Source organism: Collimonas silvisoli, assembly GCF_018305005.1.
Lineage (GTDB): Bacteria > Pseudomonadota > Gammaproteobacteria > Burkholderiales > Burkholderiaceae_D > Collimonas > Collimonas silvisoli.
In genome coordinates, this window is sequence record NZ_JAGQEG010000034.1 from 39,384 (window position 1) to 54,612 (window position 15,229).

Here is a 15,229-nt window from a genome sequence, read left to right on the forward strand (position 1 = left end):
CCAGCACCACTCTCATTTCCCGCACCAGGAGAAAACAATGTCTATCACCAGCCATGACAAACAACGCAGCCAGCAACAACTGCGCGCGGACTTTTTAAATGCCAAACGCGAGCAGAAGCTGCGCAATCGCGATGCCGCCGCCGCGGTCGGCGTCCCTGAGGGCGAGGCTCTCGCTGCCTGCGTAGGCGCCGAGGCAATCAGGTTATTACCGCGCTTTGTCGAACTGTTTGAAGAGGTGCCGCTGCTCGGCCCGGTCATGGCGCTGACCCGCAACGACAGCGCGGTGCATGAAAAAGACGGCGTCTATCAAAAAATGAGCCATAACGATCAGGTCGGGCTGGCGCTGGGCGAAGCCATCGATTTGCGGATTTTCTACAAACAATGGCGCTTCGCTTGCGCGGTGATTGAAGAAGTTGTGCGCGGCCCTGAAAAGACGCTGCAAAAAAGCCTGCAGTTCTACGACTTGCACGGCGCGGCCGTACACAAGGTGTTCTTGCGCGAGCACAGCAATCACGATGCCTTCGATGCGCTGGTTGCGCGCTGGCGCGATCCGGATCAGCAGCCCGGCTTGACAGTGGAGCCGATGCCGCCGGCAGCCATCGACACGCCTGATTCCGAGATCGACGGCGACGGCTTCCGCGCTGCCTGGAAAGGCATGAGCGATACCCATCAGTTCTTCGGCCTGCTGCGCGATTTCGGTGTGAGCCGGACCCAGGCGCTGCGGCTGGCGCCGCCGCAATTCGTGCGCCAGGTCGACAACAGCGCTACTCGCACCATCCTGGAACAGGCGGCCGCCAGCGCCTTGCCTATCATGGTTTTCGTCGGCAACCGCGGCATGATCCAGATTCATTCCGGTGCGGTGAGCAACATCAAGGTGATGGGTCCTTGGCTGAACATATTGGACCCAGGCTTCAACCTGCATTTGCGGGAAGACCTGATTGCTTCCAGCTGGGTGGTAAGCAAACCGACCAGCGACGGCGCAATCACTTCGCTCGAACTGTTCGACCATGAAGGCAACACCATCGCGATGCTGTTCGGTGTTCGCAAACCGGGCCAGCCCGAGCTGGCCGCATGGCGCGCAGCGGTCCTGGACTTGCCGCTGGCAGCCAGTCTGGCGGAGGCGCAAGCGTGAAACCGCACATCGATAGACAACGGCGCTTGCTGTTGAGCGGCGGCGCAGCCGGCCTGCTGTTGAGCGCCCTGCCCGCTCTGGACGCATCGGCAACGCAGCCACGCCGCGTGGTGGTGGCCGGCGGCGCAATCACCGAGGTGGTGTATGCGCTGGACGCCGACGCAGTCCTGATCGGCGCCGACACCACCAGCACCTATCCGGCCGCAGCGCTGGCCTTGCCCAAGATGGGCTACCAGCGCTCATTATCGGCAGAGGGCGTGCTATCGCTGCATCCGGATTTGCTGCTAGCCTCAGCTGAAGCCGGTCCGCCAACTGCGTTGCAACAAATCGCGGCGGCTGGCGTCGCCGTCATTACACTGGGTGAGCAGCATGATGTGCAATCGGTACGCGACAAGATTCGCGGAACCGCCGCGGCGCTCGGAGTTCCGCAACGCGGCGCCGGCTTGCTGCAACGCTTCGATAGTGAATGGCAGGCTGCTCTAAACACGGTGCAGAACAGGCGTCAGCAACCGACAAGCAAGCCCGCGCCGCGCGTGCTGTTCATCCTCAGCAATAGCGGCACGCAGGCGATGGTGGCCGGACGCGAGACCGCTGCTGACGCCATGATCCGCTATGCCGGCGCAACCAACGCATTAGGAGGCAAGGACGGCTTCAAAGGCTATAAGCCTCTTACTGCAGAAAGCGCCATCGCGGCGGCGCCCGATGTGTTGATGATCACCAGCGAAGGACTAGCTGCCATGGGCGGCATGGATCAATTGCTCAAGTTACCAGGTCTTGCACTTACACCCGCAGTGCGCAACCGGCGCGTGATAGCCGATATGGACAGCTTGTTGCTGCTCGGCTTCGGGCCACGCCTGCCGCTGGCCTTACGCCGTCTCTCAGATCATCTGGTGAACTGATCGTATGTCTTCTTCTTATTCCGCAGCTCCCCAGGCACAGCCGCATAGCATGACAGAGTCGCCGCTGGCGTTAGCGCGCCAGCATCGCCAGCGTGCAGTTCTGGTCGGGCTGGTATTGCTGTTGCTGGCGACCATACTGCTTTGCGCAGGACTAGGCGCGTACCGCATTGATCCGTGGCAGATCCCGCTGTTGCTATGGCCCGGCGCCGAGCTCTCAGCTGCGCAGACGCAGGCGCGCGCGGTGCTGATCGATATCCGCATGCCGCGCGTGTTGCTGGCAGTTCTGGTGGGCTGCGGTTTCGGCGCCGCCGGCAGCGCCCTGCAAGCTTTGTTTCGCAATCCCCTGGCTGATCCAGGCCTGATCGGCGTCTCCAGCGGCGCTGCCCTCGGCGCCGCGACCACCATCGTGCTCGGCACCGCATTGTGGCCGGCGGCGCTGCAGCTGGCAGGCATCTATGCGCCAATGCTGGCGGCCTTTGGCGGCGCACTTGCGGTCGCTATGCTGGTGTACCGCATAGGTGCGGCGCGCGGCCGGCTGGCGCTGCCGATACTGCTGCTGGCAGGGATCGCTTTCAACGCCATGTCGATGGCAGGCATCGGCTTACTCAGCTATGTCGCCGGCGACGCCCAACTGCGTACCCTGACTTTCTGGAATCTCGGCAGCCTGGCCAGCGCCCACTGGTCTTTGCTAGCGGTAGCGGCGCCGGTAGTCCTGCTGTGCGCGGCAGCGCTGGCGCGTAACTCAGCCGCCCTCAATGCAATGTTGCTGGGCGAAGCGGAAGCGCAGCACCTTGGCGTCCCAGTCCAACGCATCAAACGCCAAGTGCTGATCGCCAGCTCCCTGTGCGTAGGCGGCCTAGTGGCTTGCACCGGCACCATCGGTTTCATCGGGCTGGTGGCGCCGCATTGCATCCGCCTGGCCTGCGGTCCCGACCAACGTCTGGTGCTGCCCGGCGCCATGCTGTTCGGCGCGGTGCTGACACTGGCGGCGGATCTGGTTGCTCGCACCGTGACGGCGCCGGCCGAGATGCCACTGGGAATTCTAACCGCGCTGCTAGGCGGCCCGTTCTTCATCGTGCTGTTATGGCGGCGACGCGGCCAGCTGGGCTTATAACAGTATGTTTAAACCATCTGGAAAGCAACTATGTTAACGGCAACCGATCTTTCCTTGCGACGCGGCAGCAAAACCATCTTGCGCAACTTGAATTTGCGGATTCAGCCCGGCCAGATTGTCGCCTTGCTGGGCCGTAACGGCGCCGGCAAAAGCAGCTTGCTAAAAACTATGTCCGGTGAATTCCATGGCAAGCTGCAAAACAGCGGAGCGCAACTGGGCGGCGACATTGCCATCAATGACACGCCCCTGGTCCGCCTGACACCGCAGCAACTGGCGCGCATGCGTGCGGTGCTGCCGCAAAGCGTGCAGTTTTCCTTTCCATTCACGGCCATGGAAATCGCCTTGCTGGGCCGTTACCCGCACAGCGGCGGCCGCACTCTTAACGATCGCCTGATCGCGATGGAAGCGCTGGCTCTGGCCGGCGCCGTTGCGTTGGCAGAGCGCGATGTCACCACGCTCTCCGGCGGCGAACTGGCAAGGGTGCAATTCGCCCGGGTGCTGGCGCAATTGCGGCCGCAACATGTCAACGGCGGGTCGCTGCCTGGCGCACGTTATCTGCTGCTCGATGAACCAACCGCAGCCCTGGATCTGGCGCATCAGCATCATCTGCTCGGCACCCTGCGGCGGTTGACCAAAGAATGGAATATCGGCGTACTGGCGATCATGCACGATCCCAACCTGGCGGCGCGTTATGCCGATCAACTGGCCTGGCTGGCGGACGGTACGTTGCTGGTGCAGGACACACCCACGTTGAGCATGACGCCGCATGTGGTCAGGACTTGCCTTGGGATCGACGTCGAGGTGATCCTGCAGGCCGGCAAACCGCCGTTCGCGATGCCTTGCATGGCTTGACGACAAGCTCTGGACTCCCCGCTCTTGCTTATTTTTCATATTTTCCGACGCATATGTGCTCGTAAATGTCGTTCCATGCAGCCCCCCGCCAGCCCGATTGCAACAGAATCAAGGGAGGATATTCTTCACCGGGGAGAACAATATGGACGGAACGGCAAGGCCACTCGATACAACATTTGATGCAACCCGCGGTTCACAAGCGGCAGCGCGGCTTGAACGTTTGCCGGTAAGCGGCTATCACAGGATGATTTTTTTCATCATCGCGCTGGCATTTTTCTTTGATTCGATAGACCTGGGCATGATGACCTTTGTGCTGGGGTCGATCAAAACCGAATTCGGCCTGTCTACCCAGGCCGCGGGCGCACTGGCGAGCATGAGTTTTGTCGGCATGGTGCTGGGAGCGGCGATGTCGGGCATGCTGGCCGACCGCTTCGGCCGCAAATCGGTATTCCAGGTCAGCATGATTATCTGGGGCATATCCAGCTACTTGTGCTCGACGGCGCCGGATGTCACCACGCTCGGCTTGTATCGCTTCCTGCTAGGGGTGGGCATGGGGATGGAGTTCCCGGTGGCGCAAACCCTGATGTCGGAATTCATTCCGGCCAAAGCGCGCGGCAGATATGTGGCGCTGATGGATGGTTTCTGGCCGCTGGGCTTTATCTGCGCCGGGCTGGTTTCTTACTTTGTGCTGTCCTCTTACAACTGGCGCACGGTGTTTGCGGTACTGGCGGTACCGGCTTTGTTCTTGCTGGTAGTGCGCCGCTACATTCCGGAATCGCCGCGCTGGCTGGAACATGCCGGACGCCAGCAGGAAGCGGAAGCGGTATTGCACAAATTCGAAAGCAAGGTGATGCGCAGCCTTAAGCTGGACACCCTGCCCGAGCCGCTGTGGTCCTTGTCTCTGGCTCCGCTCGCGGCGCGCAGCAACTCCTTCATGGCCCTGTGGTCGCCGCTGCATCGCAGCCGGACCGTCATGATCTGGGGCTTGTGGTTCTTTGCACTGCTGGGATTCTACGGCTTGACCACCTGGCTAGGCACCCTATTGCAGCAAGCCGGTTTTGCGGTAACCAAATCGGTGCTGTACACCGTTCTGATTTCCCTGGGCGGCATCCCTGGTTTTTTGACTGCTGCCTGGCTGGTCGAAAAATGGGGACGCAAGCCAACTTGCATAGCAGCGCTCCTGGGCGGCGCGCTGATGGCTTACCTGTATGGAAAAAGCGCGATGAGCGGCCATGAAAATGCCTTGATCGCGAGCGGCCTGTGCATGCAGTTCTTCCTGTTTGGCATGTGGGCCGTGCTCTACACCTACACGCCGGAACTGTATGCCACCGGCGTGCGTGCCACCGGTTCCGGCTTCGCTTCCGCTATCGGCCGCGTCGGCTCCTTGCTGGGGCCTTATATTGTCGGCGTGGTATTGCCGAGCTGGGGCCAGGGCGGAGTGTTTACGGTCGGCGCCTTATGTTTCGTGATGGCCGCTGCGCTGGTGTTTTTCCTGGGGATTGAAACGCGCGGCATGGCCTTGGAGGAATTGTCCGCGGACTAGGGTATAGCGCGGTCCGCGCTCAAGCTTCGTCGTCGGGCGCCAGCTCCGGCTCGGGCTCTTTGCCAAGCAGGCGCTGCGCAGCCTCGCTCGGCAAGGCCTCTACCGATTTCAACTTGCGCGCCATCTGGCGGCTGCGCACTTCGGCCTGATCGATATTCTTGGCGGCCCGTTCCAAGGTCAATTTGGTGGCCGCCAGCACATCGCCGAATTTGCCGAATTCGGTTTTCACCGCACCCAGCACTTGCCACACTTCCGAAGAGCGCTTCTCCAGCGCCAGCGTGCGGAACCCCATTTGCAGGCTGTTCAGCAAGGCCGACAATGTGGATGGCCCGGCGATGCTGATCCGGTGCACCCGTTGCAATTCATCAGCCAGGCCAGGACGGCGCATGACTTCGGCATACAAACCTTCGGTCGGCAAGAACAGGATGGCGAAATCGGTGGTCAGCGGCGGCGACAGATATTTCTCGGCAATCGTCTTGGCTTCGCCGCGCACCGCACGCTCCAGTTCACGCGAAGCCAGCGCCACGCCTTCGGCGTCGGCGCGGTCGGCGGCTTCGGCCAGGCGTTCGTATTGCTCCTTCGGGAACTTGGCGTCGATCGGCATCCATACCGGCGTATTGCCGTCATCGTTACCGGGCAGCTTGATGGCGAACTCGACCCGCTCGCCGCTGCCAGGAACGGTTTCCACATTCTTGGCGTATTGCTCCGGCGTCAGCACCTGCTCCAGCAACATTTCAAGCTGCACTTCGCCCCAGGTGCCGCGGGTCTTGACGTTGGTCAGCACCCGCTTCAGATCGCCGACGCCGATCGCCAGCTGCTGCATCTCGCCCAAGCCCTGATGGACTTTTTCCAGGCGGTCGGAAACGATCTTGAACGATTCGCCCAGACGCTGTTCGAGTGTCGCGTGCAGTTTCTCATCCACCGTCTTGCGCATTTCTTCCAGACGCAAACCGTTGTCGTTTTGCAGATCCGTGATCTTGGCTTCCAGCGTGGCGCGCACCTCGGCCATCCGTTGCGCATTCGATTCGGTGAGTGCCGCCAGCGACTGGTTCAGGGTATCGCCGAAGCGTTTCAGCGACTGCGCCTGTTCTTCGCGGTTGGTCTGCGCCTGCTGGTTCATCGCCAGCCGCATGCTGTCGAGTTGCTGGGCGTTGGTTTCGTTGAGCTTGACCAGTTGCTGGGCAAAAGTATCGATCTGGTTGTTTTGCAAAGTGGCGACACTGGTCATCTGCGCCGCCAGGGTTTGCTGCAGCTGGCCGAAATTGCTGCCCAGTTCCTGCCGCATGCCTTGTGCACTGGTTTGCACCTCGCTGCGCAATTCACGCTGCTGGCGCTCGCCGATATCCTGTTGATGGCGTTGCAGATCGTTTTGCAATTGCGTCAGCTGCTGCGCCGGATCTACGCCTCGCGAACTACGCATGATGGCAATAATCTGCAGCACGATGATGACGGCGGCAACGACGAGCAAGATGAGCAATTCTGATGATGTCATGTGTTCTTAAATAAATTGAAACTGCGGATTACTGCAAAATCACGGCTGGACGTCGGCCTTGTTACGCATCCAGTCGGCAGTCTGGAAGAAAGAAGTCAGCAAATGCTCCTGCAGCCGTTCTTCCATGCCGACATCCTGCATCGCCAGCGCCATGCAGCGCAGCCACTGGTCGCGCTCCGGCGTTGCAATTGCATACGGCAGATGGCGGGCGCGCAAGCGCGGATGGCCGAAGCGTTCTATATACAAATCGGGGCCGCCGCTCCAGCCGGTTAAAAACCAGTAGAACTTGTCGCGCGACCCTTCGAGCGTAGTCGGATGCAAGGCCCGGATCACGGCAAATTGCGGTTCCAGATCCATCAGATCGTAAAAGCGGTCGACCAGTTCGCGCAGCTTGCCGGCGCCGCCTATCATGTCGTAGAGGCTGGCCTGCGCCTGATCCGCTGGCGCGTTGGCGGGGGTGGTGTGTTCTGTAGTCATGGCGAAGAATGATAGCGTAAGCCGGCATTATCCCCGAATTGGCGCAGGAGAGCGCGACATCAGGCCTCACGCAAGGTTTGCAGGGGTGGTTGATTCAGCACATGGCGCAAACCGACCCAGCCGCCGACAAACGTGCAAATCGCGCCAATCGCCATCCCGGCCAGCCATACCAGCGGACTGAAGGTCCAGGTAAAGCTGAAAACATAATGCGCCAGGGCCCAGCCGGTTGCCGCAGCGCCGCTGGCTGCCAGGAAACCGGCGAGACTGCCGATCAAGCCGAACTCAATCCATTGCGATTGCGACAATTGCTTGCGGGTGGCGCCCAGTGCGCGCAGCAGGCCGGCTTCGCGGGTGCGCTCGTCTTGCGAGCCGACCAGGGCCGCATACAGCACCAGTGCGCCGGATAACAGGGTGAACAGGAAAAGGAATTCGACCGCCGCCGCCACCTGATCGATCACACCCTGGATCTGCTTGATGACGCTGCCGATATCGACCACCGTCAGATTGGGAAAATCGCGTGTCAATGCATTACCGAAATTGGCGTGGGCATCCGGCAAATTGAAAGCGGTGATCCAGGTTTGCGGCATGTTGGCCATCAACCTGGGATTGAGAATGACGAAGAAATTCACGCGCATCGAGCCCCACTCCAGCTTGCGCAAGCTGGTGATCGGCGCGCTCACCAGCTGGCCGGCGATGTCGAACTGCAGCTTGTCGCCGAGCTTCAGGTTCAAGGTCTTGGCCAGGCCCTCTTCCACCGAGGCGGCGGCCTGGCTATCGTCAAGCCAGCGGCCGGCCGTCAACGTATTCTGCGGCGGCAGCTGGTTCATGGTGGACAGGTTGAACTCGCGGTCGACCAGGCGCTTGGCTCTGTCGTCGGGATAAGTGTCGGCGGTGATCGGCTTGCCGTTGACCTGGGTCAGACGGCCGCGGATCATGGGGAACAGCTGCGGCTGGGCGATGCCGATCGCTTGCAAGCGCTGCGTAATATCGGCGCGCTGATCGTCCTGGATATTGATCACAAAACGGTTGGGGGCATCGACCGGCGTCGCCTGGCGCCAGGCGCCGATCAGATCGCCGCGGATCACCGTCAACAGCAGCAACGCCATCAAACCCAGCGACAAGGCGACGATCTGGACGATGGTTGCCACCGGCCGCCGCTGCAGCGCGGTCAGCGCAAAACGCCAGCTCGGATGGCGCGACAAGCTGCGCACATGACGCGAACCTTTCAGCGCCAGCCAGCCCAGCAAGGCGAACAGACCGAAGCCGCCCAAAAACCCGAGCGCCGTCAGCAAACCCAGTTTCACATCGCCCGCCTGCCATAACAGCAAGCCGACAAATGTCAGTGTGCCGAGCAGGTAGGTCAGCAGCACCAGCGCTTGCGGCGCATCCTGTTCGCGCCGGATCACGCGGTTATGCGGCACATTGCGCAGTTGCAGGATAGGCGGCAAGGCGAAGCCGATCAGCAGCAGCAGGCCGGTGATCAAGCCCTGCAGGGCCGGCATCACGCTGGCGCCCGGCAAATCGCGGGCGACAAATTTACCCAGCAGATCGAGCAACATGAAATGCGCACCGAAACCCAGCCCTACCCCAATCAGGCTGCCAGCCAGGCCGACCAGCAGGAATTCCAGTAAATATAATTGCGTCACCTGGTTCTGCGTCAAACCCAGGCAGCGCAACATGGCGCAAGCATCCAGGTGACGCAGCATGAAACGGCGCGCCGCCATCGCCACCGCAACCGCCGCCAGCAGCGCCGACAACAGCCCGACCAGCGACAAAAATTGCTGGCCGCGATCCAGCGTTGCGCGCATTTCAGGACGGCCGTTTTCCAGGCCCTCGATGCGCACTCCTTTGAGATTTTCGCGGCCGATATCGCTCTCTACCCACTTCTGGAAATCCTGCACTTGCTGCGATGCGCCGGCCAGCAGCAAGCGATAGGTAACGCGTGAGCCGTCCTGGATCAGGTTGGTGGACGCCAGATCGGCCATGGACAACATCACGCGGGGCGCAAAGTTGATGAAACCGCTGCCGCGATCGGGTTCGACCACCAGCACTTTGGCGATCTTGAAAGTGCGGTCGCCGAGCTTGAGCGGATCGCCCACCGCCAGATTCAGCGCGGTCAGCATATTGGGGTCCAGCCATACCGTCCCTGCTGCGGGAATCTGGCGGGTGCTTTCGTCAGTTCCACCCAGCCGATCAGCAACCACCAGGCTGCCGCGCAAGGGATAGCCGGCGGTGACAGCTTTCAAGGAGGCCAGCTGGGATCTGGCGCTGTCGCCATCGCCGGCGATGGCCATGCTGGGAAACACTACCGTATCGGCCAGGGTCAGTTGCCGCCGTTCAGCCTCGCTGCGCCAGGCTGGGGTGATGCGCTGATCGGCAGAGATCAGCAAATCGGCGCCTAACAACTGATGCGCATCGCGGTTCAGGCCGGCGCGCATCCGGTCCACAAAAAAGCCGACTGCCGACAAGGAGGCAACGGCCACGATTAAAGCGATCAGCAAGAAACGTAATTCGCCTGCGCGCCAATCGCGCCGGGTCATGCGTAGAGACTGCATAAATATCATGTGGCGAGCCTATGAAAAACCCATCGCAGGCCGCGCCAAAGTTTAGGCAGCAGCCAGATCGCAAACAGGAAAAACAGGAGCAGAAATGCAAACAATAACCAGGGATGGAAAAACGCCGCCCACAAGGCGCCCAGCACGGTTGCATCTTCGGAAAACGAGGCGGCCCAGTTGCTTAACGGTTCCGGCGTGGTGTTGATCATGGCCCGGCTGCCGGCCTTGGTGGCGTGCGCGCCCAATGCGAAAGTGCCGCCTATCAGTGCCGCCACGGTGGTCCAGGCAGGGTCCATGTGGCCCATGGCGGCAACCGCCAGGATCGCGCCGGCCGGAATCCGGATAAAGGTATGGACCGCGTCCCAGACCGAATCGAGCCCGGGAATCTTATCTACCAGAAACTCGATGGTGGCCAGCAAGCCGGTAACGCCGATCACCCATGGCGATTCCAGTATTTGCAGCGCCTGCGGCAGATCGATCCAGCCGAGGCGGCCGAACCAGCCGGCGATGAACAGCGCCATATATAGGCGGATGCCGCTGGCCCAGGACAAGCCACCGGCAAGCGCAGCGCTAGATAGTGTATCGATCATGATGTCCCCTCTCGGCGGATGCGGTCCATTGTTCAGATTTCAGCACACTCGTGACTAGCGTAACGTAAACCTGCAATAGCCGCGCAAGATTAGTCGTCTCGCCGGCCAAATCGGCCACGGGGCCACAGAAGCGAGGAGAAAGAAAAGAAGGTCGCCGCCGGAGCCCGGCGGCGCAGTGTGGATTTATCTTGGATTTATTTTGGGATTACTTGGAATCGACCAGCGGCGCGACCCGCACATCGCCGCATTGGGCGCGATGGCGCAGGGCATGGTCCATCAGCACCAAAGCCAGCATCGCCTCGGCAATCGGCGTCGCCCGGATGCCCACGCATGGATCGTGGCGGCCGAAAGTTTCCACCGTAGCCGGATTGCCCTGCTTGTCGATCGACTGGCGCGGCGTGCGGATACTCGAAGTCGGCTTGATGGCAATCGATACGGTGATGTCCTGGCCGCTCGAAATGCCGCCCAGAATGCCGCCGGCATTGTTGGTCAGGAAGCCGTGGCGGGTGATTTCATCGCCATGCTGCGAGCCCTTTTGCGCCACCGAGGCAAACCCGGCGCCGATTTCCACGCCTTTGACGGCGTTGATGCCCATCATGGCGTAGCCGATTTCGGCGTCCAGCTTGTCATACAAAGGCTCGCCCAGGCCGACCGGCACCTTGGAAGCGACGATATCGATGCGCGCGCCGCAGGAATCGCCATCCTTGCGCAAGGCGTCCATATACGCCTCAAGTTCGGCGATCTGGCTGCTGTTGGCGGCAAAAAACGGGTTGTTGGGCACATGCTCCCAGGATTCGAAAGCGATAGGGATTTCACCCAGCTGGCTCATGCAGCCCTTGAAAGTCGTGCCGTATTGCTGCAACAGCCATTTCTTGGCGATGGCGGCAGCGCCGACGATAGGCGCCGTCAACCGCGCCGAGGAACGGCCGCCGCCGCGCGGATCGCGGATGCCGTATTTTTGCCAGTAGGTAAAATCGGCGTGGCCGGGACGGAAAGTATCGACAATATTGCCGTAATCCTTGCTGCGCTGGTCCTGGTTGCGGATCAGCAGCGCGATCGGAGTGCCGGTGGTTTTGCCTTCATAGACGCCGGACAGGATTTCCACCGTGTCCGGCTCCTGCCGTTGGGTCACATGGCGCGAAGTGCCGGGTTTGCGGCGGTCCAGGTCGGGCTGGATATCGGCTTCGGACAGCTCCAGGCCCGGCGGGCAGCCATCCACTACGCAGCCGATGGCGGGGCCGTGGGATTCGCCGAAATTGGTGACGCTAAACAGACTGCCGAAGGTATTGCCGGGCATGGTGATAATCCAGAGAAAGAGGCTGAAAAATGTGATTTTACCAGCGCCGCAGCCTTGATAGTAAGTCGGGCGCTGCAATCATTGCTTTTCTGCCATTCCAGGATTCAACTGCGCCCGGCCGGCGGACTTAAGGCAGCTTTGCCAATTGCGCCGTCAGCAAGTCGAAAAAGCCCTGGGTATCGCCTTCGGTAATCCAGCGCGCATTCTCCGGACGCTTGCTCGAATGATAATAATCGGCCACGGTCTGGCCGAAAGTCGGCCCTTCCCGGGTATCGACCTCGACGTTGACCATCCGCCCCTTGAACAGCTCCGGCCGCAGCAGATAGCCGATGGTGGTGGCGTCATGCACCGGGCCGCCGGGCAGGCCGTATTGCTTGATGTCGTGCTCGACATAGGCGTCGAGTATGTCGGCGGCGATCTTGCCGGCCTGGTTGCCGATCTTGCGCAAGCGCTCTATGCGCTCCGGGCTGGTCAGCATCTTGTGCGTTACATCCAGCGGAATCACGGTGATCGGCAAGCCGCTCTTGAACACCACGTCGCTGGCGTGCGGATCGGCAAATACATTGAATTCCGCCGCCGGCGTGATATTGCCGCCGTTGAAATGAGCGCCGCCCATCATCACGATTTCCTTGACACCCTGCCTGATCTCGGGATTTTCGATCAGCGCCATGGCCAGGTTGGTTTGCGGCCCCAGCGTCACGATTGTCATGCTTTGCGGCTTGGCCGCCAGCAGCGTATCGATCAGGTACCGCACCGCATTGCCTTTGGCCAGCGGCTGTTTCGGCTCGAATATCTGGACGCCGGTAACGCCTTCAGCGCCATGCACTTCGGCGGCATAAATAGGCGTCCTCAGCATCGGTCGGGCACTGCCGGCATATACCGGCACATCCGGACGATCGGCCCATTCCCGCACCATGCGCGCGTTGCGCGAGGTGTAGCGCAGCTGGACATTGCCGGCCACCGTGGTCAGCGCCCGCACGTCCAGCTTGTCGCGCGCGGACAAGGCCAGCAGCAAGGCGATCACATCGTCAGCGCCGGGATCGGTGTCGATAATCAAGGGTACGGACACGGCCGGCGCCGCCAGCGCCGAGGTCATCGGCATCGCGCTTAACAACAGGCCGCCGCTCAGCAGCTTGCCGCCTTGGGTCAGGAAACTACGGCGAGCCATGCTGCCCTCCTCCAGCGAGCTTTTCTTCATTCTCGGTTCTTTCATCAAGTCTGTGATTAACGCATTCAGGCACAGGCGGCAGTCGCAGGCTGTCCGATTTACTGCCAGGCGCCGCGTAAAGTCTGCACTTGCTGCTGCAAATATTCCGGTGTCGCCTGAGCCGGCGCGACCGCCTCGCCCACCGCCAGTTGCAAGGCCGATAGCGGCCCGCGCTTGAACGAGCGATGGAAAGGATTGCCGGCGCTGCGGGTCCACATGCTGCCCCACAAGCCGCTCAAGGCCATTGGAATCACCGGCACCGGCGTGCGTTCGACGATTTTCTTGATGCCGCCGCGGAATTCGTTCATTTCGCCGGTGCTGGTCAATTTACCTTCCGGGAAAATACAAACCAGGTCGCCGTCTTCGAGGGCCGCAGCGATTTGCGCAAAGGCGCGCTCCATCAGCTCCGGATTTTCCTTGGCCGGTGCGATCGGAATTGCCTTGGCGGTTTTGAACAGCCAGGCCAGCACCGGGATTTTAAAAATCCGGTGATCCATCACAAACCGGATAGGCCGCGGACTGGCCGCCATGATCACGATCGCATCGACATAACTGACGTGGTTGCAGACCAGCACCGCGGCGCCCTCGTCCGGGATGCGGTCGCGGTTGACGGTATGGACCCGATGGATGGTGTGAATCAGTATCCAGGCCACGAAACGCACCAGATATTCCGGCACCACCGTGAAAATATACAGCGCGACCAGCGCATTGAGAGTCGCGGTGACCAGGAAAATCTGCGGGATGGTAAACCCGGCTTGCAGCAGCACCATCGCCACCAGCGCCGCCACCACCATGAACAGCGCGTTCATGATATTCATGCCGGCAATCGTGCGCGACAGATGCCGGCGGTCGCAACGGGTCTGGATCACCGCAAACAATGGCACGATATACAAGCCGCCGAACAGGCCGATCATCACGCAGTCGAACAGGATGCGCCAGCTGCCGTGCTGCTGCACGAAGCCTGCCATGTCGACCGCTGCGGTATTGGTGTAAGCCAGGCTGGCCAGGAACAGATCGAGGCCGAATACCGACAGGCCGATCGCGCCAAACGGCACCAGCCCGATTTCCACCTTGTGGCCCGACAAACGCTCGCACAACAACGAGCCGGCGCCGACGCCGAGCGAGAATACCGTCAGCAGCAGCACAAAAACGCTATGGTCGCCATGCAGATAATTTTTTGCGTACAAGGGAAACTGCGCCAGCACGATGGCGCCGTAAAACCAGAACCATGAGTTGGCCAGCATGGCCAGGAACACCGGGCGGTTCTTGCGGGAAAAGCCCAGGTTGCGCGCGGTTTCGGTGATCGGGTTCCAGTTGATTTTCAGTCCGGGTTCGGCTGCCGGCGTCAACGGAATGCCGCGGCTGCACAGCCAGCCGAGCACTGCAATCGCCAGCGTGCCGCCGGCCACCAGCTCAATGCCCAGCGGCTTGTGCACCACCAGTACCGCGCCCAGCACTTCGCCCAGCAAGATGCCGACGAAGGTGCCCATTTCGATGATGCCGTTGCCGCCGACCAGTTCATCCTGGCGCAACTGCTGCGGCAGATAGGCGTACTTGACCGGCCCGAAGATGGTCGAATGGACACCCATGCCGACCACTGCCAGGATCAGCAGCCACAAGGTATGCGTCATCCAGCCTGCGGCGGCGACCGCCATGATGATGATTTCCAGCACTTTGACGTAGCGCGCCAGGCGTGATTTCTCGAACTTGTCGGCCAACTGGCCGGCGGTCGCCGAGAACGCCACAAACGGCAGGATGAACAAGCCGGGAATCAGGTTGTTCAGCAGATTGACGTCCATGCTGGTCCAGCTCAACGCTTCGTAGGTCAAAATCGTCAGCAAGGCGGTCTTGAATACATTGTCGTTGAATGCGCCAAGAAACTGGGTCCAGAAGAAAGGAGCGAAGCGTCGCTGGCGGAGCAAAGTGAATTGGCTGGATTTGGACATAGATGAGCTAATGGAAAGCGCGCCAGGGCAGCGACGACGAATTATTGTTTTGGTATTTTTGAAGCTTATTCTAGGGCCTGTTGACATATGATTTGGGAGATGCGTTCAAACCAAAACGTGTGGTG

General features: G+C 60.9%; 12 protein-coding genes. 5 read left to right on the forward strand and 7 right to left on the reverse strand.

What is annotated here, in order from left to right; genetic code table 11:
* Positions 1–37: 37 nt before the first annotated feature.
* The 5 genes from KHU33_RS11500 to KHU33_RS11520 all read left to right on the forward strand — a co-directional run bounded on the left by KHU33_RS11500 (position 38) and on the right by KHU33_RS11520 (position 5,540).
* Positions 38–1,132, forward strand: coding sequence for a hemin-degrading factor (locus tag KHU33_RS11500; protein ID WP_211462982.1), 1,095 nt, complete (start codon positions 38–40; stop codon positions 1,130–1,132).
* Positions 1,072–2,031: a heme/hemin ABC transporter substrate-binding protein gene (locus KHU33_RS11505; RefSeq protein WP_211462983.1), complete on the forward strand. Its 960-nt coding sequence runs from the start codon at positions 1,072–1,074 to the stop codon at positions 2,029–2,031. The genes KHU33_RS11500 and KHU33_RS11505 overlap by 61 nt, the downstream gene beginning before the upstream one ends.
* A gap of 4 nt (positions 2,032–2,035) precedes the next feature.
* A complete protein-coding gene (locus KHU33_RS11510) occupies positions 2,036–3,145 on the forward strand; it encodes a FecCD family ABC transporter permease (RefSeq protein WP_211462984.1) in 1,110 nt (369 codons plus the stop codon).
* 30 nt (positions 3,146–3,175) lie between these two features.
* The gene (locus KHU33_RS11515) at positions 3,176–3,997 is read left to right on the forward strand and encodes an ATP-binding cassette domain-containing protein (RefSeq protein WP_211462985.1); all 822 of its coding nucleotides are present in this window, start codon (positions 3,176–3,178) and stop codon (positions 3,995–3,997) included.
* A 142-nt stretch (positions 3,998–4,139) separates the two neighbouring features.
* Positions 4,140–5,540, forward strand: a complete 1,401-nt coding sequence (locus KHU33_RS11520) for an MFS transporter (protein WP_211462986.1) — start codon at positions 4,140–4,142, stop codon at positions 5,538–5,540.
* 19 nt (positions 5,541–5,559) lie between these two features.
* On the opposite strand, the gene rmuC is transcribed toward KHU33_RS11520, so the two are convergent.
* The 7 genes from rmuC to KHU33_RS11555 all read right to left on the reverse strand — a co-directional run bounded on the left by rmuC (position 5,560) and on the right by KHU33_RS11555 (position 15,104).
* The gene (rmuC, locus tag KHU33_RS11525) at positions 5,560–7,032 is read right to left on the reverse strand and encodes a DNA recombination protein RmuC (protein WP_211462987.1); all 1,473 of its coding nucleotides are present in this window, start codon (positions 7,030–7,032) and stop codon (positions 5,560–5,562) included.
* A gap of 39 nt (positions 7,033–7,071) precedes the next feature.
* A complete protein-coding gene (locus KHU33_RS11530; RefSeq protein WP_211462988.1) occupies positions 7,072–7,509 on the reverse strand; it encodes a group II truncated hemoglobin in 438 nt (145 codons plus the stop codon).
* A gap of 59 nt (positions 7,510–7,568) precedes the next feature.
* Positions 7,569–10,070 (reverse strand): ABC transporter permease, encoded by a 2,502-nt coding sequence (locus KHU33_RS11535; protein WP_211462998.1) that lies wholly within the window; start codon positions 10,068–10,070, stop codon positions 7,569–7,571.
* Positions 10,070–10,654: a DUF4126 domain-containing protein gene (locus KHU33_RS11540; protein WP_211462989.1), complete on the reverse strand. Its 585-nt coding sequence runs from the start codon at positions 10,652–10,654 to the stop codon at positions 10,070–10,072. The genes KHU33_RS11535 and KHU33_RS11540 overlap by 1 nt, the downstream gene beginning before the upstream one ends.
* Before the next feature lie 205 nt (positions 10,655–10,859).
* Positions 10,860–11,951: a chorismate synthase gene (gene aroC, locus KHU33_RS11545; protein WP_211462990.1), complete on the reverse strand. Its 1,092-nt coding sequence runs from the start codon at positions 11,949–11,951 to the stop codon at positions 10,860–10,862.
* A 127-nt stretch (positions 11,952–12,078) separates the two neighbouring features.
* Positions 12,079–13,149: a nucleoside hydrolase gene (locus tag KHU33_RS11550; RefSeq protein ID WP_230414200.1), complete on the reverse strand. Its 1,071-nt coding sequence runs from the start codon at positions 13,147–13,149 to the stop codon at positions 12,079–12,081.
* Positions 13,150–13,217: 68 nt separating this feature from the next.
* Positions 13,218–15,104, reverse strand: coding sequence for an MFS transporter (locus KHU33_RS11555; protein WP_211462991.1), 1,887 nt, complete (start codon positions 15,102–15,104; stop codon positions 13,218–13,220).
* Between the last annotated feature and the right edge of the window lie 125 nt (positions 15,105–15,229).